The following is a 21532-nucleotide window of genomic DNA, read 5'->3' on the forward strand; positions in this document are numbered from 1 at the left end:
CGGGCCGGGTGTTAGCCCTGGCCGCGCTCGCCCACGTAGATCTCGACGCGGCGGTTGCGCGCGCGGCCGTCGGCGGATTCGTTGCTGGCGATCGGCTCGCGCGAGCCGCGGCCCTCGACGTGGATGCGCGCGCCGTTCACGCCCAGGCTGGTCAGGTAGTTGCGCGTGCTGGTGGCGCGGTCCACCGACAGCGGGTTGTTGATGGCGTCGGTACCGGTGGAGTCGGTGTGGCCGACGATGCGCACCTCGGCCTGCGGGTTGTTGCGCAGGCCCTCGGCAAAGCGGTCCAGGATGGGCCGGAAGTTGGGCTGGATGTCGGCGCGGTTGGTGGCGAACGAGATGTCGCTGGGGATGTCCAGCTTCAGCTGGTTGTCGGCCGTCTGGCTGACCTGCACGCCCGTGCCCTGGGTGACGGCCTGCATGTCCTGGCGCTGGCGCTCCATGCGCTGCGACCAGATGTAGCTGCCCAGGGCTCCCACGCCAGCGCCGATCACCGCGCCCTTGCCGGCATGCCCGCCGGCCACGGCACCGATGGCGGCGCCGCCCAGGGCGCCCACGCCGGCGCCGGTGGCGGTGCGGCGCTGGGTGTCGGTCAGGTTCATGTCGGCGCAGCCGACGGCCAGCAGGGACAGCGAAAGGCCGGCGACGAGAAGGGGTTTACGCATGGTTCAGCTCCTGTGATGGTGGGATGAAACCGGCGGCGGCATGCCGCGGCCGGTGTGCCGGGCAGCGTAGCCGCGGCCCGGCGGGCGCCGCTGTAGGACCGCGGGCAGGCCGGCCGCAGGGCAGGTGCGTCAACAGGCTCTCAGTCGCTCCGCTGCGCGCCGGCGTCCTCCGGCCGCTTCTGCTGCGTCGGCAGCTCGCCGCGCTTCCTGCCGGAAAACATGGTCCACCAGACGATGGCCAGCAGCAGCACCAGCGCCATCAATGCTTCAAGCAAAATCAGCCCCATGGCCTGTCCCCTGCCCGCCCGGCGGGCACCGCGATCCCTGGCGCGGGCGCCCGCCGCCCGCCTTGTCGTCCCAGTCCCCGCGATTGTCCCTGCTCGGCGCGCCTTCCCTGCCTACCGGAGCTGCTCCTTGACCCTGTCCCGCCTGATGCCGCTGCTGGCCGCCACCGTGGCGGCCGTCTGGCTGGCCGCCTGTACCACGCGCGTACCGCTGCCCCCGACCGCCCCGCCCGGCCCCGTGGCCGTACCGGCGCCGCCCAGCGGCCCGCTGACCGGCCAGCCGCCGGTCAGCAAGAGCCGCTGGGTGCCGGTGCCGTGGAGCGAGCTGCCAGGCTTCGAGACCGACGCGCTGCACGAGGCCTGGAATGCCTGGCTGCGCAGCTGCGAGCGACCGGCGCCGGCCTTCGTGCCGCTGTGCGGCGATGTGCGCCGCCTGTCCATCGCCAGCGAGGCCGAGCAGCGCGCCTGGATGCTCGGGCGCCTGCAGCCCTACCGCATCGAGTCGCTGGACGGCGTGCCCGACGGCCTGCTGACCGCCTACTACGAGCCCTTCCTGGAGGCCTCGCGCACGCCCGGCAACGGTTTCGACGTGCCCCTGTACCGCCCCCCGGCCGACCTGGGCGCGCGCCGGCCCTGGTACACGCGCCAGCAGATCGACACCCTGCCCGAGGCGCGCATGCAGCTGGCCGACCGGGCCATCGCCTGGGTGCGCGACCCGGTGCAGGCATTGGTGCTGCACATCCAGGGCTCGGGCCGGCTGCAGCTGCGCGAGGCCGATGGCAGCACGCGCGTGGTGCGCGTGGCCTTCGCCGGCACCAACGACCACCCGTACAAGAGCGTCGGCCGCTGGCTGCTCGACCAGGGCCTGGTGCGCGACGCCACCTGGCCCGGCATCTGGGCCTGGGCGCAGGCCAACCCGCAGCGCGTGCAGGAGATGCTCTGGGCCAATCCGCGCTACGTGTTCTTCCGCGAAGAGCCCCTGTCCGGCCTGGACGCCGACTTCGGCCCGCGCGGCGCGCAGGGTGTGCCGCTGACGCCCGGGCGCTCCATCGCCGTGGACCGCGCCAGCATCCCCTACGGCACGCCGGTGTGGCTGGCCTCCAGCGGGCCGACGGCGCAGCTGTCGCGCCTGGTGCTGGCGCAGGACACCGGCAGCGCCATCGTCGGCGCGGTGCGCGCCGACTTCTTCACCGGCTGGGGCGAGCAGGCGGGCGAGCAGGCCGGCCGGCTGAAGCAGAACCTGCGCCTGTGGGCGTTGTGGCCCAAATAGCAGTCAAGATCGCCTCCAGCCCTTGATCCGCAAGCGCCTGCAGCTATGAAACCAAGAGCATCCGACGGCCGCCAGCTTCTTCTGCCCGAGGCCCAGGCGCGCAGCGTGCTGCTGGCCGAGGCGGTGCTGGAGGCTGACGCCGCGCACGAGCTGGTCGCCGGCGCCGAGCGCCAGGACGCGCTGCGCCAGGCCGTCGCCAGCGCCCGCGCGCGCGGCGTGGACTGGCCCGGCCCCGGCGACGTGCTGGTGCCGCGCGCCCAGGCCCTGCTGGCGCACGCCGGCGCGCGCGCACCGCGCATCGCCGCGCTGGACGCCGGCGACAACCGCTGGCGCTGGCTGGCGCGCGTGCTGCCGTTGGCGGTGCTGCTGGCCGGCGTGGCCGCCGACCGCATCGCCAACGCACACCGGGTGGACCTGCTGTCGCCGCCGCTGCTGGCGGTGCTGGGCTGGAACCTGCTGGCCTACCTGCTGCTGGCCGCGCGCGCGCTGCACCGCCGCCTGCGGCCACGGGCCACCGCGGACGGCACCACCGCCGCCGGCATCGGCCCTGCCCCCGGCAACGCCAGCGGCCCCGCCGCCGGCATCGCCAGCAGCCTGCTGGCCGCGCTGGCGCGCCTGGGGGCGCCGCGGCGCGGCCTGGCCGGGCGGGTGGCGGCGCAGTTCCACGCCCGCTGGCTGGCGCACACCGCGCCGCTGCAGGCCACGCGGCTGGCGCGCGTGCTGCACCTGTGCGCCGCCGCCGCCGGCGCCGGGCTGGCGCTGTCGCTGCTGCTGCGCGGACTGGTGGTGCGCTACCAGTTCGGCTGGGAGAGCACCTTCCTGAACGCCGAGCAGGTGCACGCCATCGCGCGCGTGCTGTTCCTGCCGCTGACCGCGCTGGCCGGGCTGGAGCCGTTCTCGCTGGCCGAGGTCGCCGCGGCGCAGGACTTCGCCGGCAGCGGCGCCGCCGGCGCGCGCTGGGTGTGGATGTACGTCGGCCTGCTGGCGCTGGTGGTGATGCTGCCGCGCCTGCTGCTGGCCGCCTGGTGCCGCTGGCGCGAGGCGCGGCTGGCCGCGCGCTGCGCCCTGAGCATGGGCGCAGCGGCGTGGACTGCACTGCGCGACACGCTGCCGGCGCGGGTGCGGCTGGGCGTGGTCGGCGCCGATGCGTCCGGGGCCGCAGGGCTGGCGCAGCTGCTGGCACTGCACGCCGACCCGGCCGCGTTCGACCAGCTGCATGCCGTGCCGGCAGCCGACGCCGGCGCGTCCGCGGAGCCGGTGGAAGCGGTGCTGCAGCCCTGGGAGCCGGTGCCCGAGGCGCAGTGGCCCGCCGCCTGGCGCGACGCGCCGCTGCTGACCCTGCCCTGGCGCGACTGGGGCGCCAGCTGGCCGCTGGAGCCGGCGTTGCCCGAGCGGCTGGCCCCCGTACTGCCCGAACGCGCGGCGGCACTGGCACGGCTGCGCGACGCCTGGCAGGCGGGCAACCAACAGCGCTTCGCCCATGCGCTGGAACTGCTGGCGCGGCACCTGCGCGCCTGCGCCGCGCCGCCGGTCGGCGCCGACGCGCAGGAATGGCGCCGGCGCCAACTGCTGCAGTTGGAGGCGGCGCTGCGCGCCCTGCACCGGCTGCCACGCGCGCATCCGGCGCCCGCTCCCGGGCGGGAGGAGGCGGGCCTGGACATGGCCGGCGGACCGGTCACGCCGACGCCCACGCCCGGGCCAGCCGCGGGCACGGCGCCGGCGCAGCCTCCGGCGTTGGCCGACGCACGCCCCGCCGCGCTGCCGCTGCGCTCGGTGCTCGGCACCTCGGCCGGCGCCGCCGCCGGCGCGGCCGCTGGCGCCAAGGCCGGCGCGCTGATCGACCTGGGCCTGGGCGGGCTGAGCCTGGGCGCCGGCACCGCCCTGGGCGCGCTGCTGGGCGGCGCCACCGCCTGGACGCTGCAGGGCCGCCAGCGGCGCGGCGCGGCGGCCGAGGCACCGCAGGAGGGCGCCGCGCCCGACCCGCTGCGTGCCAGCGTCCAAGCCGCGTGCCTGCTGTACCTGGTGCTGGCGCACCAGCTGCGCCTGCCGCCGGACGCCCTGCGCGAGCAGGCCGAGGGCTGGGCCGCGCAGCTGGCGCCCGGCATCGCCGCGCGCTGGCCGGTGCTGCAGGCCGGGCTGACACAGCCGGCACCGCCCGCCGACCCGCTGGCGGCGCTGCTGGGTGAGCTGCTGCAGCAGGTGCTGCCCGCCGGTACTACGGCCGCGCCGCCGGCGCCTGACGCTATGGCTTGAAGTCAAAACCGACCCCAGCCCTTATAGGCAAAGGGCATGTAGCTATTTTTTCAGGAGCAATTCAGCCCCCTGGTCGCGCTGCGCCCGCACGGCAGGGCATGCCGCTGGCGCAGCCCGGCACGGGCAGCCGCGCTGGCTGCGTGCACCGTCCACCAGTCGCAGCCATGCGGGACGACACCCTGGTTCCGGGGCTGCAACCTCCGCCTCCTCAGTCGCCCTCGACCACGTAGCGCGACACCACCGGCGGTGCCTCGCCGACGTGGAAGGCAAAGCGCCGGTCGCGCAGCGCGATATCCGAGGCGGTGATGCGCTCGAAGCGGCGCAGGTGCTCGGTCCAGGACTCGTCGACGATGCGCTCGACGTAGCGGCGTGGCTCCTCGATGTCGTGCTGCAGCTCCCACGACAGCGCGCCGGCGCGCAGCCGGGCGCGGCGGCTGTCGCGCATCACGGCGCGGAAGTCGGCGGCGCGCGCCGGCTGGATCAGGTATTCGATGCTGGTCACCAGCCGCAGCCCGGTGGCCGGCGGCACCTCGGCGTGCGGGCGGCGCAGGCTCGTCGCCAGCGCCGGGCTCAGGTCCTCGTCGCCGTGGCGCCCCGGCACCAGGCGCTGCACCAGCAGCATCAGCAGCACCCCCGAGAGCGCCGCCGCGCCCAGGCTGGCGCGCACGCTGGACCAGCCCGCCACTTGGCCCCACAGCGCCGCGCCGCTGGCGGTGGCGCCCATGATGGCCATCTGGTAGATGGACATGCCGCGCGCGCGCACCCAGTTGGGCAGCGCCAGCTGCGCCGAGACGGTGAGCGAGTTGGCGGTGGTCAGCCAGGCCGCGCCGCCCAGCACCATCGCCGCCGACGCCACGTAGACGTTGGGCGCAGCGGCGACCAGCGCCGTGGCCAGCGCCTGCACCGCCGTGCCGCGCGCCACCAGCGCGTCCATGGCCATCTTCTGGCGCAGCCGCGGCAGGAAGCCCGCCGAGGCGATGGCCCCCGCGCCCATGGACGCCAGCAGCAGCGTGAAGGTGCCCGCGCCGCCGCCCTGCAGCCCGCGCGCCACCAGCGGCAGCAGCGCCAGCAGCGCCGTGGCATGCAGGAAGAACACCGCGATGCGCGCCAGCACCGCGCGCATCGGTGGCGATTCGCGCACGAACGCGATGCCCACGCGCATGGCGCTGGCCAGGCGCTCACGCCCCAGCGGCTGCGGCGTGGGCGCGCGGCGCCAGCGCAGGATGGTCAGCCCGGCCACCACCGACAGCAGCGCGTTCAGCACGAACACCCAAGCGCTGCCGACGCTGGCGATGACGGCGCCGGCCACCAGCGGGCCGATGATGCGCGAGGCATTCATGGCCACGCCGTTGAGCGCCAGCGCCGCCGGCAGCTGCGCGCGCGGCACCAGCTCGGGCACGATGGCGGCGAACACCGGCCAGCGCATGGCCAGGCCGATGCCGTTGGCGAACGTCAGGGCCAGCAGCGTCCAGGCCGACAGCCCGCCGGCCAGGATGGCCACGCACAGCACCAGCGCCACCGCCGCCACCCAGAACTGCGTGGCCATGAAGTAGCGGCGCCGGTCCAGGATGTCGGCCAGCGCGCCGCTGGGCAGCCCGAGCAGGAACACCGGCAGCGTGGACGCGGTCTGCACTAGCGCCACCAGCACCGGCGAGCTGGTCAGCGTGGTCATCAGCCAGGCGCTGGCCACGTCGTTCATCCACATGCAGGTGTTGGCCGCCAGCCAGGTCAGCCAGAGCATGCGGAACACCGGCACCGACAGCGGCGCCAGCGCCGAGGGCGTGGCGGCGGGCGGCGCGTCGGCACGCTGGAACTCGGCGCGCGCCGCGGCTTCGGCGGCATCGGCCGTGGCGGAGATGGCGGCGGCGGGCGGCGTGGCCGGGGAAGTGTCGTGCGGGGGCTGGGGCGGCATGTGCCGGCATTGTGGCGAAGCGGGCGCGAACCTGCTGGCGGCCGCGCCTGCCCGCCCGGCGCGCGGTTTCAGGTCAATTCGCCCTCTGGCCCTTGTGTTTCAAAGACCTACAGCTATCAATCGAGGAGCAATCAGGCGCCGCCCAGGTGCGCCAGCGGCAGAGCGCCGCCGGCCTTGACCTCGCCCAGCGAGAAGCTGGTGTGCATGTCCTTCACGTTGGGCAGGTTCAGCAACACCGTGCGCGCGAACTGCGAAAAGCTATCCAGGTCGCGCGCCACCACTTGCAGCTCGAAGGTACCGGTGCCGCTGATGTAGTGGCACGACACCACCTCGGGAATCTGCGCAATGGCCTGCTCCATGGCGCGCGTCAGCTCGCCGGTGTTGCGCTCGGCGTCCAGGCGCACGAAGGCCAGCACGCCCAGGCCGATCCTGTGGCGGTCGATCTCGGCGTGGTAGCCACGGATGAATCCCGCTTCCTCCAGTGCCCGCACGCGGCGCCAGCACGGCGCGGCCGACAGGCCGACGCGCTGCGCCAGCTCGGCGTTGGTCAGGCGCGCTTCCTGCTGCAGCTGGCCCAGGATGGCGATATCGTAGCGATCCAATGTTTCCATTTTTCGATTGTTTCAAGAAAGGATCTTTCCTATATCAGGGTAAACACGGCAAAGAACGAAAAGACATACGCCCATCGCGCGCATACACTGCCCCGCATGGCCTACCGGCCGAGCAGACCTGTGCCCGCGCACCCTGCGGCACGCAGCAGCAGACCCACGGAGACACCACCATGAACGCCCCCCTGCCCGAGCACGTCCGCCGTGCGCTTGAAACGGTCACCCTGGAGGACAAATACACCCTGCAGGAGGGCCGCGCCTTCATGAGCGGCGTGCAGGCGCTGGTGCGCCTGCCGATGCTGCAGCGCCAGCGCGACGCCGCCGCCGGGCTGAACACCGCCGGCTTCATCAGCGGCTACCGCGGCTCGCCCCTGGGTGGCTACGACCAGGCGCTGTGGGCCGCGCGCAAGCACCTGGCGGCCGAGCACATCGTCTTCCAGCCGGGCGTGAACGAGGAGCTGGCCGCCACCGCCGTGTGGGGCACGCAGCAGCTGGATCTGTACCCCGAGTCGAAAAAGCACGACGGCGTGTTCGGCATCTGGTACGGCAAGGGCCCGGGCGTGGACCGCTGCTCGGACGTGTTCAAGCACGCCAACATGGCCGGCACCGCCCGGCATGGCGGCGTGATCGCCGTGGCCGGCGACGACCACATCAGCAAGAGCAGCACCGCCGCGCACCAGAGCGACCACATCTTCAAGGCCTGCGGCACGCCGGTGTTCTTCCCGAGCAGCGTGCAGGACATCCTGGACATGGGCCTGCACGCCTTCGCCATGAGCCGCTTCTCGGGCCTGTGGTCGGGGCTGAAGACGGTGCAGGAGGTGGTCGAGTCGTCGTCCAGCATCTCGGTCGACCCGGACCGGGTGCGCATCGTGCTGCCGGAGGACTTCGCCATGCCGCCCGGCGGCCTGCACATCCGCTGGCCCGACGCGCCCCTGGAGCAGGAGGCGCGGCTGATGGACTACAAGTGGTACGCCGCGCTGGCATACGTGCGCGCCAACAAGCTCAATTACAACGTGATCGACAGTGGTGCGCGCGACCGCTTCGGGCTGATCGCCAGCGGCAAGGCGTACAACGACATGCGCCAGGCGCTGGTCGACCTGGGGCTGGACGACGCCACCTGCCGCGAGCTGGGCATCCGCGTGCACAAGGTGAACGTGGTTTGGCCGCTGGAGGCGAACATCACGCGCCAGTTCGCCGAGGGCCTGCAGGAAATCCTGGTGGTCGAGGAAAAGCGCCAGGTCATCGAGTACCAGCTCAAGGAGCAGCTCTACAACTGGCGCGCCGACGTGCGCCCGGACGTGCTGGGCAAGTTCGACGAGGTCGAGGGCGACCACTCCGGCGGCGAGTGGGGCCTGCCCAACCCGAGCCAGAACTGGCTGCTGCGCCCGAAGGCCGACCTGACGCCGGCGCTCATCGCCCAAGCCATCGCCCGGCGGCTGAAAAAACTCGGCGTGCCGACACACATCGCCGCGCGCATGGACGAGCGCCTGGCGGTGGTGCGCGCACGCGAGCAGCAGCTGGCCGCGCAGACCCTGCAGACCGGCGAGCGCATGCCATGGTTCTGCAGCGGCTGCCCGCACAACACCAGCACCCGCGTGCCCGAGGGCAGCCGCGCCGTGGCCGGCATCGGCTGCCACTACATGGCCAACTGGATGCCCGACCGCGCCACCAGCACCTTCACACAGATGGGCGGCGAGGGCGTGACCTGGGTCGGCCAGGCGCCATTCACCCAGGACCGCCACGTCTTCGCCAACCTGGGCGACGGCACCTACTTCCACAGCGGGCTGCTGGCCATCCGCCAGGCGATTGCCTCGGGTGCCAACATCACCTACAAGATCCTCTACAACGACGCCGTGGCCATGACCGGCGGCCAGCAAGTGGGCGAGCGCCCGGAGGGCCACTCGGTGGCGCAGATCGCGCACAGCCTGCGCGCCGAGGGCATCGCCAAGTTGGTGGTGGTGACCGACGAGCCGGAGAAATACGCCGGCCGCACGCACCCGGCGAACGCCGCGCGCGACGGCCGGCCCGAGCTGCTAAACGACCTGCCGCCCGGCGTCGAGGTGTTCCACCGCGACGAGCTCGACCGCATCCAGCGCGAGCTGCGCGAGGTGCCCGGCTGCACGGCGCTGATCTACGACCAGACCTGCGCCACGGAAAAGCGCCGGCGCAGGAAGCGCGGCAAGCTGGCCACGCCTGCCAAGACGGTGCTCATCAACGAGCTGGTGTGCGAGGGCTGCGGCGACTGCTCGGTGCAGTCCAACTGCCTGTCGGTGGAGCCGGTGGAAACCGAGTTCGGCAGGAAGCGCCGCATCAACCAGAACACCTGCAACAAGGACTACTCCTGCGTCAAGGGCTTCTGCCCGAGCTTCGTCACTGTCGAGGGCGGCGAGCTGAAGAAGCCGAAGAAGGAAAAAAAGGGCGACCTGGCCAGCCTGCCGCCGATCCCTGAGCCGGTGCTGCCGGTGGCCCAGAGCGCCTGGGGCATCGTGGTCGCCGGCGTCGGCGGCACGGGCGTGATCACCATCGGCTCGCTGCTGGGCATGGCCGCGCATCTGGAGGGCAAGGGCGTCATCACCCAGGACGCGGCCGGCCTGGCGCAGAAGGGCGGCGCCACCTGGAGCCACGTGCAGATCGCCAACCGCCCCGAGGCCATCCACACCACCAAGGTGGACACGGCGCAGGCCGACCTGGTGATCGGCTGCGACCCCATCGTCGCCGCCAACAAGGCCACGCTGGCCGCCATGCGGCCCGGGCGCACCTTCGTCGCGCTGAACACCCACGGCACGCCGGCGGCGGCCTTCGTGCACGACCCCGACTGGCAGTTTCCGGCCGGCAGCTGCGAGGCCGCCATCGCCCAGACCGTGGGCAGCGAGCTGCTGGGCGTGCTGGACGCCAGCGACGCCGCCACCCAGCTGCTGGGCGACAGCATCTACACCAACCCGCTGATGCTGGGCTACGCCTGGCAGCAGGGCCGGGTGCCGCTGTCGCACGCCGCGCTGATGCGCGCCATGGAATTGAACGGCGTGCAGGTGGCGAACAACCAGGCGGCCTTCGAATGGGGCCGGCGCCTGGCGCACGACCCGGCCGGGGTGCGCGCGCTGCTGGCGATGGCGCAGGTCATCCAGTTCGTGAAAAAACCCGGCCTGGCCGAGATGCTGGAGCGGCGCGAACAATTCCTGACCGGCTACCAGAACGCTGCCTACGCCGCCGAGTACCGTACCTTCATCGAGCAGGTGCAGGCCGCCGAGGCGCGCGTGGCGCCGGGCAGCACGCGCTTGGCGCAGGCGGTGGCGCGCTACCTGTTCAAGCTGATGGCCTACAAGGACGAGTACGAGGTGGCGCGCCTGCACACCGATCCCGCCTTCACGGCGCGCATCGCGGGCATGTTCGAGGGCGATTACAAAATCGTGCACCACTTGGCGCCGCCAACGACCGCCGCCCGCAACGACCGGGGCGAGCTGGTCAAGAAAGCCTACGGGCCGTGGATGCGCCACGCCTTCACGCTGCTGGCGAAGATGAAAGGCCTGCGCGGCACGGCGCTGGATCCGTTCGGCCGCACCGAGGAGCGGCGCACCGAACGCGCGCTGATCCAGCAGTACCGCGCCTGCATCGAGGAGCTGCTGACCGGCTTGAGCCCGGAACGGCTGGCGCTGGCGGTGGAGATCGCCTCCATCCCCGAGGACATCCGCGGCTACGGCCACGTGAAGGAACGCCACCTGCAGGCGGCACGTGCCAGGTGGGATGCGCTGCTGGCGCGCTGGCGCGATCCGCAGCAGACCCGGCAGCCGGCATCGCGCCCGGCGCCCACCTCGGCCTGAGTCGCCTCCGTCTCCCTCTCCCGCACGGCGGAAGAGGGCAGGGTGAGGGACCATGCCAGAGGCGCCGCGCCCAAAACAGCCGCCCTCACCCTACCGTCTCCCAGAGGGAGAGGGAGCGAATACCGGCCTTACGCAGCAGGCAGTGCGCCGGTTTCGGCCTGGGCCGGCACGCCCTGCGCGTGGACGCCCGTCTGCCCGGAAGCCACCTGCACCCGGCTCACCGGCACCGCCAGCTGCACGTCCAGCACCTGCAGCCGCCCCAGCAGCTCCAGGTTGATGCGCTGCTGGATGTCCATGTACAGGTTGTAGCCCGGGTCCTCGACGATGTAGACCACCTCGTAGTCCAGCGAGCTGGCGCCGAAGCCCTTGAAGTGCGCGCGGTCGAAGCGCACCTGCGGCACGCCCTGGATGATCTCGGCCACGGCCTGCGACACGGCGGCGGCCTTCTCGGGCGGCGTGGACTGGGCGATGCTGAAGGCGAACACGATGCGCCGCTCGCGCATCACGCGGTAGTTGTTGATGGTCTGCTTGAGCAGGTCGGTGTTGCCCATGACCACCTGCTCGCCGCTCAGGGCCTTGATGCGCGTGGTCTTCACACCGACTTTTTGCACCGTGCCGGCGACACCGCCGACGACGATGAAGTCGCCCACCTCGAAGGGCTTGTCCACGGCAATCGCCATCGAGGCGAACAGGTCGGCCAGGATGTTCTGCACCGCCAGCGCCACCGCCACGCCGCCCACGCCCAGGCTGGCGATGAAGGCGGTGATGTTCACCCCCAGGTTGGCCAGGATGGACAGCAGCACCGTCACCCACAGCAGCGTGCGCAGCGCCCACGACATCAGCGTGCCCGAGGCGCTGACCTGGTTCGGCCCGGTGTTGCCGTGGTGCGCACGGTAGCGCTCGACCACCACCGCGATGGCGCGCGAGCCCCACAGCCCGATCTGCAGTGCCACGGCGATGAACCACAGCTGGCTGACGCGGTTGTGCCAGCGGTCCGGCAGGTCCAGGAAGCCGAGCCCGACCAGCAGCGCCGCCAGCAGGATCAGCAGCTGGCTGGTGCCGGCCAGCACCCGCGCCAGCAGCCGCGTCGCGCTGTGGCCGGGACGTTCCTGCAATTGGCGCGCGCGCCGCTGGCCCCAGCGCAGCGCCAGCGTCAGCAGCACATAGGTGACGAGCATGGCCGCCACGGCCACCAGAGCGCTGGCGGGCGAGATGCCCCACCAGCCCTCGGCATGCAACCAATCCCAATCCGGTAGCAACTCCATCACGCGCAAAATCCTTTCCTTTCTCTGCCGGCTGCCCACTGGCAGGCAGCCACAAAACCAAAAGCGCCACGGGAGTGAACCGGTGGCGCGAAAGTCGCATCCTAACGAGCGAGGCGGAACCGACGCGTAGGCCCAGGCCGACGATGGCTGGTGCGCCCGGCTGCCGGCCGGACATGACCCAACACCCGACCGGGGCTTTTGCTATTTTTTAATAGCTAAGAACCCTTTAAATACAAGGGCTGTAGCCTGTTTTTATTTGCAACACCTAGCCTGGGCGCGCGCGGGCGCTTGCCAGTACGGCGCAGGGGCCTTTCCCGGAGCGCCGCATACAATGCCCGGCTGTCCGCGCGCTGGCACAGCTGCTGGCGCGCCCCCCCGACTGTCCCGTCACCCTTCGCTTCCCGGAGCCAACCGCCGTGCTGATTTCCTCCGCTTTCGCCCAGACCGCCCCCGCAGCCGCCGCCGAGGGCGGCATCATGGGCTCGCTCACCGGCATGCTGCCGCTGGTGCTGATGTTCGTGGTGCTGTACTTCATCATGATCCGCCCGCAGATGAAGCGCCAGAAAGAGCACAAGGCCATGATCGAGGCGCTGGCCAAGGGCGACGAGGTGGCCACCGCCGGCGGCCTGCTGGGCCGCGTGACGCGCCTGTCCGAAGGCAGCATGTACATCGAGATCGCCAATGGCGTCGAGGTGCAGGTGCAGCGCAGCGCCGTCACCCAGGTGCTGCCCAAGGGCACGGTGCTGAAGTAAATTTTTTCCTGATGGTGTCCGCCATCGCGACGGGGCGCGCCGCACGGCTGCGCCCCGTCACCCGTTTGTGAGACGAAGAGCGCGATCATGAACCGTTACCCGGCCTGGAAGTACGCGATCCTTGTGATCGCCCTGCTCATCGGCTTTCTTTATACCCTGCCCAACTTCTTCGGCGAGGCGCCGGCGGTGCAGGTCTCCTCGGCCAAGGCCACCGTCAAGGTCGACTCCGGCGTGCTCGAGCGCGCCACCGAGGCGCTGCAGGCCGCCGGCCTGAAGCCCGACTCGGTGGCGCTGGAAGGCACCTCGGTGCGCGCGCGTTTCGACACGCCCGACGAGCAGCTGAAAGCCAAGGATGCGTTGGAGAAGGCGCTGATCCCTGACCCGGCCGACCCGATGTACATCGTGGCGCTGAACCTGGTCTCGCGCTCGCCCGACTGGCTGACCGCGCTGCACGCACGCCCGATGTACCTGGGCCTGGACCTGCGTGGCGGCGTGCACTTCATGCTGCAGGTGGACATGCAGGCGGCGCTGACCAAGAAGGCCGAGAGCTACGCCGGCGACATCCGCACCGCGCTGCGCGAGAAGAGCATCCGCCACGGCGGCGTGACCCGCGAGGGCCAGACGGTGCGCGTGCGCGTGCGCGACGAGGCCACGCTGACGGCCGCGCGCAACCTGATCGCCGACCAGTTCCAGGATTTGGTGACCACCAGCGCGCCGGACGGCGACGCTACCGTGCTCAGCGCCAGCATCAAGCCCGAGGCCCTGCGCCGCGTGCAGGAGCAGGCCATCAAGCAGAACATCACCACCCTGCACAACCGCATCAACGAGCTGGGCGTGGCCGAGCCGGTCATCCAGCAGCAGGGCCTGGACCGCATCGTCGTGCAGCTGCCCGGCGTGCAGGACACGGCCAAGGCCAAGGACATCCTGGGTCGCACCGCCACGCTGGAGGTGCGCATGGTCGACGAGGGCACCGAGGCGCGCGCGGCCGAGACGGGCAGCGGCCCGGTGCCGTTCGGCGACGAGAAATACCTGGACCGCAACGGCCAGCCGGTGATCGTCAAGAAGCAGGTGGTGCTCACCGGCGAGAACCTGACCGATGCCCAGCCCGGCTTCGACAGCCAGACGCAGGAGCCCACCGTCAACCTGACGCTGGATGCCAAGGGCGCGCGCATCTTCAAGGACATCACGCGCGAGAACGTCGGCAAGCGCATGGCCATCGTGCTGTTCGAGAAGGGCAAGGGCGAGGTCGTGACCGCGCCCGTGATCCGCAGCGAGATCGGCGGCGGCCGGGTGCAGATCTCCGGGCGCATGACGACCATGGAGGCCAACGACACGGCGCTGCTGCTGCGCGCCGGTTCGCTCGCCGCGCCCATGGAGATCATCGAGGAATACACCATCGGCCCGAGCCTGGGCGCGGACAACATCGCGCGCGGCGTGAACTCGGTGGTCTGGGGCATGCTGGCGATCGCCGCCTTCATGTGCGTGTACTACATGCTGTTCGGCGTGTTTTCCACCATCGCGCTGTCGGTGAACGTGCTGATGCTGATCGCCGTGCTGTCGATGCTGCAGGCGACGCTGACCCTGCCCGGCATCGCCGCCATGGCGCTGGCCCTGGGCGTGGCCATCGACTCCAACGTGCTGATCAACGAGCGCATCCGCGAGGAACTGCGCGCCGGCGTGGCGCCGCAGGCGGCGATCGCCACCGGCTACGACCGCGCCTGGGCGACCATCCTGGACTCCAACGTGACCACGCTGATCGCCGGCCTGGCGCTGCTGGCCTTTGGCACTGGCCCGGTGCGCGGCTTCGCCGTGGTGCACTGCATCGGCATCCTGACCAGCATGTTCTCGGCCGTGTTCTTCTCGCGCGGGCTGGTCAACCTCTGGTATGGCCGCAAAAAGAAGCTCAAGAGCGTGGCCATCGGCCAGGTCTGGAAGCCCGAGGACGCCTCGCAGCTGCGCTCCGTGGCGGGCCGCACTGGCACCGAATGAACGCGAAGGAATAAGTAGTCATGGAGTTCTTCCGGATCAAGCGGGACATCCCGTTCATGAAATACGCGTTGATCCTCAACGCGATTTCCTTCATCACGTTCGCGCTGGCGGTGTTCTTCCTGCTCACGCGCGGGCTGCACCTGTCGGTGGAGTTCACCGGCGGCACCGTCATGGAGGTCGCCTACACCCAGACCGCCGACATCGGCAAGGTGCGGGGCACGGTGGCCGGTCTGGGCTACCCGGATGTGGTGGTGCAGAACTTCGGCACCTCGCGCGACGTGATGATCCGCCTGCCGGTGCAAAAGGGCGTGACCTCGGCGCAGCAGAGCGAGCAGGTGCTGGCAGCGCTGAAAGCGCAGGACGCGGGCGTGGAGCTGCGCCGCACCGAATTCGTCGGCCCGCAGGTGGGCGAGGAATTGGTGCACGGCGGCCTGATGGCGCTGGGCATGGTGGTGCTGGGCATCGTGATCTACCTGGCGCTGCGCTTCGAGTGGAAGTTCGGCGTCGCGGCCATCATCGCCAACCTGCACGACGTGGTCATCATCCTGGGCTTCTTCGCCTTCTTCCAGTGGGAGTTCTCGCTGTCGGTGCTGGCCGGCGTGCTGGCGGTGCTGGGCTACTCGGTGAACGAGTCGGTGGTGATCTTCGACCGGATCCGCGAGACCTTCCGCAAATTCCGCAAGCTCAACACGCACGAGGTCATCGACCACGCCATCACCTCGACCATGAGCCGCACCATCATCACCCACGCCTCGACCGAGGCGATGGTGCTGTCCATGTTCTTCTTCGGCGGCCCCAGCCTGCACTACTTCGCGCTGGCGCTGACCATCGGCATCCTGTTCGGCATCTACTCGTCGGTGTTCGTGGCCGCGGCCATCGCCATGTGGCTCGGCGTCAAGCGCGAGGACCTGGTCAAGGCCGGCGCGAAGCGCGAGGGCGACCCGGACGATCCCAACGCCGGCGCCGTGGTCTGACGGCCCGCGCCGGCCGCACGGGCAGCGGCTAACATCGCATGCATGCACGCCCCGCCCCCCTTCACCGCGGCCCGCCGGATCGCCCAGCTGGCGCGCCAGCATTTCGTGGAGGGCATGGGCGCCGCCCTGCCGGCGCTGGCCGCGGCGCTGGACAAGTTCCTGACCGAGCTGATGGCCCAGACGGCCACGCAGCGCGACATGCAGCAGCGCCGTGACGCCTGGCTGGCCTTTCAGTCGCACCAGCGCAGCTGGACCGAGCGCACCGCGCAGTCCTGGCGGACGGCGCTCGGCACCCAGGGCAGTGCCGCGCCGAGCCGCCCCCTGCCACTGGCGCTGGACGGCCTGTCGCTGGTGGAAGACGACGTGGTCGAGAACCGCATCGCCGCATCGCGCATGGCGCTGCCGGTGCTGGAGCAGGCCGGCGCCAGCTTCGAGGCGGTGCGCCAGCGCACCCAGCGCCTGGATGGCATGGAGCTGGCGGCCAGTGACATCCTGCGCCCCGAATCCTGGTGCCTCGGGATCATCGACGCCTGGCTCGCGGCCGGCCTGGAGCGCGAGCATTTCGCGCTGGTGCTGGACCCGCTGCAGCGCGAGCTGGCCACCCTGGCATTGGCGCAGTACCAGGCGCTGGTGCAGTTCTACGATGCGCGCGGCGTGCCCAGTCCATCGGCCGACGACCTGCGCACCCGCGTGCGCCACCCCGCCGCGACGGCCGGCGCCGGGCGCATAGCGGCGGCCGCCGGCGCTGCGCCCAGCGGCCCCGGGTCACTGTCCGACCCGCTGTCGGGACCGATGTCGCGGCCCCTGCCGGCCAGCCCGCTGACGCAGCCGGCGGCCTACCCCCACCACCCTGGCCTGCGGCCGTCCACCGCGCACGGTGCCCTGGGCGCATGGCCGGGTGCGCTGCCGAGCCAGCCTGGCGCCTTCGTCGGCGCTGGCAGCTTCCTGCCGGCCACAGGGGCGCTGGCGGCGCCCCTGATGCGTGCGCGCCAGCGTGCGCAGGCAGTCGTCGCGCAGCTGCGGCGCATCCTGATGCAGCCGGCCACCGGCATGGTGCCGGGCCATGCCCCGCCGGCGTCGGCGGCGCTGGCGCAGGCCCTGGCCACCCAGTACCAGCTGGCCGAGAGCCACTACGGCGACCTGACGGTGCTGGCGCACCAGGCCCCGCCGGTGGCGCTGGTGCAGGTTGCGCAGGTGGCGCGCGAGCGCACCGAGGAGCTGAAGAAAAAGGCCGCGACGCCCGGCGAAAAGGCCATCATCGAGGTGGTGGCGCTGATGTTCCAGGCCATCTTGAGCGAGGAGCGCATCCCGCCGGCGGTGCGCGTGTGGTTCGCGCGGCTGCAGGTGCCGGTGCTGCGCGTGGCGCTGGCCGACCCGGATTTCTTCAGCAACCTGACGCATCCCGCGCGCCAGCTGATCGACCGCATGGGCGCCTGCGTGCTGGGCTTCGACGCCTCCAGCGTCGGCGCCGGCGCGCTGGAGGCCGAGATCCGGCGCATCGTGCAGGTCATCGAGCAGTACCCCGAGACCGGCCAGCGCGTGTTCGCCATCGCGCGCGACGAGTTCGAGGCATTCCTGGCGCGCTTCCTGACCGGGCGCCAGGACACCACCGCGCGCCTGGCCAGCGTCGCGCAGCAGGTCGAGCAGCGCGAGACCCTGGCCATCCAGTACACCATCGAGCTGCGCGCGCTGCTGCAGGACATGCCGGTGCGCGAGGAAATCCGCCAGTTCCTGTTCAAGACCTGGGCCGAGGTGCTGGCGGTCTCGGCCGTGCGCCACGGCGCGCAGCACGCCGTCACCGCCGAGTGCAAACGCGCCGCCGCCGACCTGGTCTGGGCCGCCAGTGCCAAACCGAACCGCGCCGACCGGGCGCTGGTCATCCAGAACCTGCCGGCGCTGCTGCAGTCGCTGCGCCGTGGGCTGGAGCTGCTGGGCGTGCTGGGGGCCGAGCAGGACGCGCAGATCAAGGCATTGACCGATACCTTGTCCGACGCCTTCCTGTCCAAGACCGCGGCCATCCCGCAGGCGCACATCGATGCCATGGCGCGGCGGCTGGCGAATCTGGAGGAGTATTTGAGCGACGAGGCGCTGGGCGAGATGCCGCTGTCGGCCGAGAACATCGAACTGCTGCTGGGCATCGACGCCTCGTCCATCCAGGTCGTCGCCGACAACGGCGCGCCGGTGGAGCCGGACATGCTGGCCTGGGCGCAGCAGCTGGCACCCGGCGCCTGGTTCACGCTGGAGCACAACGGCCGCCCGGCGCAGGTGCAGTACGTCTGGCACAGCCAGCGGCACCAGCTGCACCTGTTCGCCAGCGCCGGAGGCAGCAGCTACCTGCTGCAGCTGCGCCGGCTGGCGGCCTACCTGCAGGCACGGCTGCTGGTGCCGCAGGAGGAGGAGAGCCTGACCCTGCGCGCCACGCGCGAGGCGCTCACCAAGCTGGACGCCGACCCCGAGCGGCTGCTGGCTTGACAGCAATTTTGATAGCCAAAGGCCCATGATGGACATGGGCCTTTGGCTGTTTTGATGGAAATTACCGCTGTCAGCGGGCCATCACGCGCACCATTTCCAGGCACTTGTTGGAGTAGCCCCACTCGTTGTCATACCAGGACACCACCTTGACGAAGGTCTTGTCCAGGGCGATGCCGGCGTCGGCGTCGAACACCGAGGTGTGGGTCTCGCCGATGAAGTCGGTGGCCACCACCTTGTCCTCGGTATAGGCCAGCACGCCCTTGAGCGCGCCCTCGGATTGCGCCTTCATCTCGGCCTTGATCTCGTCGTACGAGGCTTCCTTTTCCAGCTCCACGGTCAGGTCGACCACCGACACGTCGGAGGTCGGCACGCGGAAGCTCATGCCTGTGAGCTTGCCCTTGAGCGCCGGCAGCACCACGCCCACCGCCTTGGCGGCGCCGGTGCTGCTGGGGATGATGTTCTCCAGGATGCCGCGGCCGCCGCGCCAGTCCTTGTTCGAAGGGCCGTCCACGGTCTTTTGCGTGGCGGTGGCAGCATGCACGGTGGTCATCAGGCCGCGCTTGATGCCCCACTTGTCGTGCAGCACCTTGGCCACCGGGGCGAGGCAGTTGGTGGTGCAGGATGCGTTGGAGATCACGGCCTGGCCGGCGTATTCCTGGTGGTTCACGCCGAAGACGAACATCGGCGTGTCGTCCTTGGAAGGGGCGGACAGCAGCACCTTCTTGGCGCCGGCGTCCAGGTGCTTTTGCGCGCTGGCCTTGTCCAGGAACAGGCCGGTGGACTCGATCACCACGTCGGCGCCGACCTCATTCCACTTCAGGTTGGCCGGATCGCGCTCCTGCGTCAGGCGGATCTTCTTGCCGTTGACGATGAGCGTGTGGCCCTCGACCGAGACCTCGCCCTGGAAGCGGCCGTGCACGCTGTCGTACTTCAGCATGTAGGCCAGGTAGTCCGGCTCCAGCAGGTCGTTGATGGCAACGATTTCGATGTCGGAGAAGTTCTGCACGGCAGAGCGCAGCACGTTGCGGCCGATGCGGCCGAAGCCGTTGATACCCACTTTGATCGTCATGGCGAAGAAGCTCCAGGAGGTTGCGAAAAAATCGAAGCGGGCGCGGACACCGGCGCCCGGGCGGTGTGGCTTCAGCGGCGGCGCAGCGCGGCGCGCACGGTGTCAGCGACGTTCTCGGGCGTGAAGCCGAAGTGCTGGAACAGCACCGGCGCCGGCGCCGATTCGCCGAAGGTGTCGATGCCGACCACGGCGGCACAGCCGTACTTCCACCAGAAGTCGGTCACGCCCATCTCGACGGCGATGCGCGGCAGGCCATCGGGCAGCACCAGGCGCTTGTAGCGCGCGTCCTCGCGGTCGAAGGTGGTGGTGCTGGGCATGGAGACCACGCGCACGGCGATTCTTTGCGCCGCCAGCAGCTTCTGCGCCTTGATGGCCAGGTGCACCTCGGAGCCGGTGGCGATGATCACCGCCTGGGGCTTTTTCTTCAGGCCGGCGTTCTCCGGCTCGGACAGGATGTAGGCGCCGCGCGAGATGTCGCCCAGGTCGCGCTTGGCCAAATGCGGCAGGTTCTGGCGCGAGAGCAGCAGCGCCGTGGGCCGGTCGCGGTTCGACAGCGCGACGCTCCAGGCCACCGCCGTCTCCACCGTGTCGGCCGGGCGCCAGACGTCCAGGCGCGGGATCAAGCGCAGGCTGGCGGCGTGCTCGATGCTCTGGTGCGTCGGGCCGTCCTCGCCCAGGCCGATCGAGTCGTGCGTGAAGACATGGACCACGCGCTGCTTCATCAGTGCGGCCATGCGGATGGCGTTGCGGCTGTAGTCGCTGAATGTCAGGAAAGTGCCGCCGTAAGGGATGAAGCCGCCGTGCAGCGCCAGGCCGTTCATCACCGCGGCCATGCCGAACTCGCGCACGCCGTAGTTGATGTGGCGCCCGCCGACGCACACCGTCCGGTCGCCCACCGCCACTTCGACCTGCAGCACCTCGCCGGTCTCCGGGTCCATGCGCAGCGCGGGCGTGCTCTTGGTGTTGGTCAGGTTGGAGCCCGTCAGGTCGGCGCTGCCGCCCAGCAGCTCGGGCAGCTGCGCGGTGAAGGCCTCCAGCGCCATCTGGCTGGCCTTGCGGCTGGCCACGGTCTGCGCGGCGGCCTGCGAGTTGACCACCAGGTCGACGGCCACCTGGGCGAAGTGCGCCGGCAGGTCGCCAGCCATGCGGCGGGTGAACTCGGCGGCCAGTTCCGGGTGGGCGGCGGCGTAGGCGTCGAAGCGCTGCTGCCAATCGGCCTCCAGCTGCGTGCCGGCGCGCTTGCCGTCCCAGTCGGCGTACACCTCGGCCGGGATTTCGAAGGGTGCGTGGTTCCAGCCGATGGCGTTGCGCGTCAGCGTGATCTCGTCCGCGCCCAGCGGCTCGCCGTGCGCCTTGGAAGTGTTGGCGCGGTTGGGCGAACCCTGGCCGATGGCGGTCTTGCAGACGATGAAGGTGGGCTTGTCGGTGCTGGCCTTGGCCAGCGCCACGGCGTCGGCCACGGCGTCGGCGTCATGCCCGTCCACCGGGCCGATGACGTTCCAGCCGCAGGCGCGCAGGCGTGCCGGGGTGTCGTCGATGAACCACGGCGCGACCTGGCCGTCGATGCTGATGCCGTTGTCGTCGTACAGCGCGATCAGCTTGTTCAGGCGCCAGGCGCCGGCCAGCGACAGCGCCTCCTGGCTGATGCCCTCCATCAGGCAGCCGTCGCCCAGAAAGACATAGGTGTGGTGGTCCACCACCGTGTGGCCATCGCGGTTGAACTCCTTGGCCAGCAGCTTTTCCGCCAGGGCGAAGCCCACGGCGTTGGTGATGCCCTGGCCTAGCGGGCCGGTGGTGGTCTCCACGCCCGGAGTGATGCCATGCTCGGGGTGGCCAGCAGTTTTGCTGTGCAGCTTGCGAAAGTTCTTCAGCTCCTCGATCGGCAGGTCGTAGCCGGTGAGGTGCAGCAGCGCGTACAGCAGCATCGAGGCGTGGCCGTTCGAGAGCACGAAACGGTCGCGGTCGGCCCACTGCGGGTTGGCCGGGTTGTGCCTGAGGTGCCGGCCCCACAGCGCGACGGCCATGTCGGCCATGCCCATGGGCGCGCCGGGATGGCCGGAGTTGGCCTGTTGAACGGCATCCATTGCGAGTGCGCGGATCGCATTCGCCATCTGTTGAGAATTGGCCATGTGGGCGGGCCCCGGACGGGCGTTGTGTTGGTGCAAACCCGCGATTTTACGGGGCGGTCGCCGCCGCCCCCA

The 21532-nt window shown here is 70.9% G+C and carries 14 protein-coding genes; 7 read left to right on the forward strand and 7 right to left on the reverse strand.

Annotated elements, in window-relative coordinates:
* Nucleotides 1-11: 11 nt before the first annotated feature.
* Entirely contained in the window at nucleotides 12-665 is a 654-nt protein-coding gene (locus tag BLQ61_RS03390; RefSeq protein WP_091566716.1) for a YiaD family glycine zipper/OmpA-like lipoprotein, read from the reverse strand.
* Nucleotides 666-805: 140 nt separating this feature from the next.
* The gene (locus tag BLQ61_RS17695; RefSeq protein WP_175488207.1) at nucleotides 806-952 is read right to left on the reverse strand and encodes a hypothetical protein; all 147 of its coding nucleotides are present in this window, start codon (nucleotides 950-952) and stop codon (nucleotides 806-808) included.
* Between BLQ61_RS17695 and mltA the strand changes: the two genes are divergently transcribed.
* Nucleotides 885-2219 (forward strand): murein transglycosylase A, encoded by a 1335-nt coding sequence (mltA, locus tag BLQ61_RS03395; protein WP_425415598.1) that lies wholly within the window; start codon nucleotides 885-887, stop codon nucleotides 2217-2219. The two genes, BLQ61_RS17695 and mltA, sit on opposite strands and share 68 nt — an antisense overlap.
* Before the next feature lie 45 nt (nucleotides 2220-2264).
* Nucleotides 2265-4472 carry a DUF2868 domain-containing protein gene (locus BLQ61_RS03400; RefSeq protein ID WP_091566720.1) on the forward strand — a complete coding sequence of 736 codons (2208 nt, stop codon included), beginning with the start codon at nucleotides 2265-2267 and terminating at the stop codon, nucleotides 4470-4472.
* A gap of 208 nt (nucleotides 4473-4680) precedes the next feature.
* Here BLQ61_RS03400 and BLQ61_RS03405 read toward each other — a convergent pair whose 3' ends face one another.
* Together BLQ61_RS03405 and BLQ61_RS03410 are read right to left on the reverse strand one after the other, a co-directional pair.
* Nucleotides 4681-6384, reverse strand: a complete 1704-nt coding sequence (locus BLQ61_RS03405; RefSeq protein ID WP_091566722.1) for an MFS transporter — start codon at nucleotides 6382-6384, stop codon at nucleotides 4681-4683.
* A 131-nt stretch (nucleotides 6385-6515) separates the two neighbouring features.
* Nucleotides 6516-6995, reverse strand: a complete 480-nt coding sequence (locus BLQ61_RS03410) for an Lrp/AsnC family transcriptional regulator (protein WP_091566724.1) — start codon at nucleotides 6993-6995, stop codon at nucleotides 6516-6518.
* A gap of 170 nt (nucleotides 6996-7165) precedes the next feature.
* Here BLQ61_RS03410 and BLQ61_RS03415 point away from each other — a divergent pair, with 170 nt between their 5' ends.
* Nucleotides 7166-10810 carry an indolepyruvate ferredoxin oxidoreductase family protein gene (locus BLQ61_RS03415; protein ID WP_091566726.1) on the forward strand — a complete coding sequence of 1215 codons (3645 nt, stop codon included), beginning with the start codon at nucleotides 7166-7168 and terminating at the stop codon, nucleotides 10808-10810.
* A 128-nt stretch (nucleotides 10811-10938) separates the two neighbouring features.
* Here the strand turns inward: BLQ61_RS03415 and BLQ61_RS03420 are convergent, their stop codons facing one another.
* Nucleotides 10939-12075: a mechanosensitive ion channel family protein gene (locus tag BLQ61_RS03420; RefSeq protein ID WP_091566728.1), complete on the reverse strand. Its 1137-nt coding sequence runs from the start codon at nucleotides 12073-12075 to the stop codon at nucleotides 10939-10941.
* Nucleotides 12076-12491: 416 nt separating this feature from the next.
* On the opposite strand from BLQ61_RS03420, the gene yajC reads away from it, so the two are divergent.
* The 4 genes from yajC to BLQ61_RS03440 all read left to right on the forward strand — a co-directional run bounded on the left by yajC (nucleotide 12492) and on the right by BLQ61_RS03440 (nucleotide 18262).
* The gene (yajC, locus tag BLQ61_RS03425; RefSeq protein WP_091566730.1) at nucleotides 12492-12827 is read left to right on the forward strand and encodes a preprotein translocase subunit YajC; all 336 of its coding nucleotides are present in this window, start codon (nucleotides 12492-12494) and stop codon (nucleotides 12825-12827) included.
* 87 nt (nucleotides 12828-12914) lie between these two features.
* A complete protein-coding gene (secD, locus tag BLQ61_RS03430; RefSeq protein ID WP_091566731.1) occupies nucleotides 12915-14816 on the forward strand; it encodes a protein translocase subunit SecD in 1902 nt (633 codons plus the stop codon).
* A 20-nt stretch (nucleotides 14817-14836) separates the two neighbouring features.
* On the forward strand, nucleotides 14837-15790 hold the full coding sequence (secF, locus tag BLQ61_RS03435; RefSeq protein ID WP_091566733.1) for a protein translocase subunit SecF: 954 nt from the start codon (nucleotides 14837-14839) through the stop codon (nucleotides 15788-15790).
* Between the two features lie 42 nt (nucleotides 15791-15832).
* Nucleotides 15833-18262, forward strand: a complete 2430-nt coding sequence (locus BLQ61_RS03440; RefSeq protein WP_091566736.1) for a DUF1631 family protein — start codon at nucleotides 15833-15835, stop codon at nucleotides 18260-18262.
* Nucleotides 18263-18332: 70 nt separating this feature from the next.
* Here the strand turns inward: BLQ61_RS03440 and gap are convergent, their stop codons facing one another.
* A complete protein-coding gene (gene gap / locus BLQ61_RS03445; RefSeq protein ID WP_091566738.1) occupies nucleotides 18333-19331 on the reverse strand; it encodes a type I glyceraldehyde-3-phosphate dehydrogenase in 999 nt (332 codons plus the stop codon).
* Between the two features lie 71 nt (nucleotides 19332-19402).
* Nucleotides 19403-21460 (reverse strand): transketolase, encoded by a 2058-nt coding sequence (tkt, locus tag BLQ61_RS03450; RefSeq protein WP_091566740.1) that lies wholly within the window; start codon nucleotides 21458-21460, stop codon nucleotides 19403-19405.
* Between the last annotated feature and the right edge of the window lie 72 nt (nucleotides 21461-21532).

The sequence above is a fragment of the Oryzisolibacter propanilivorax genome, from assembly GCF_900103645.1.
GTDB lineage: Bacteria > Pseudomonadota > Gammaproteobacteria > Burkholderiales > Burkholderiaceae_C > Melaminivora > Melaminivora propanilivorax.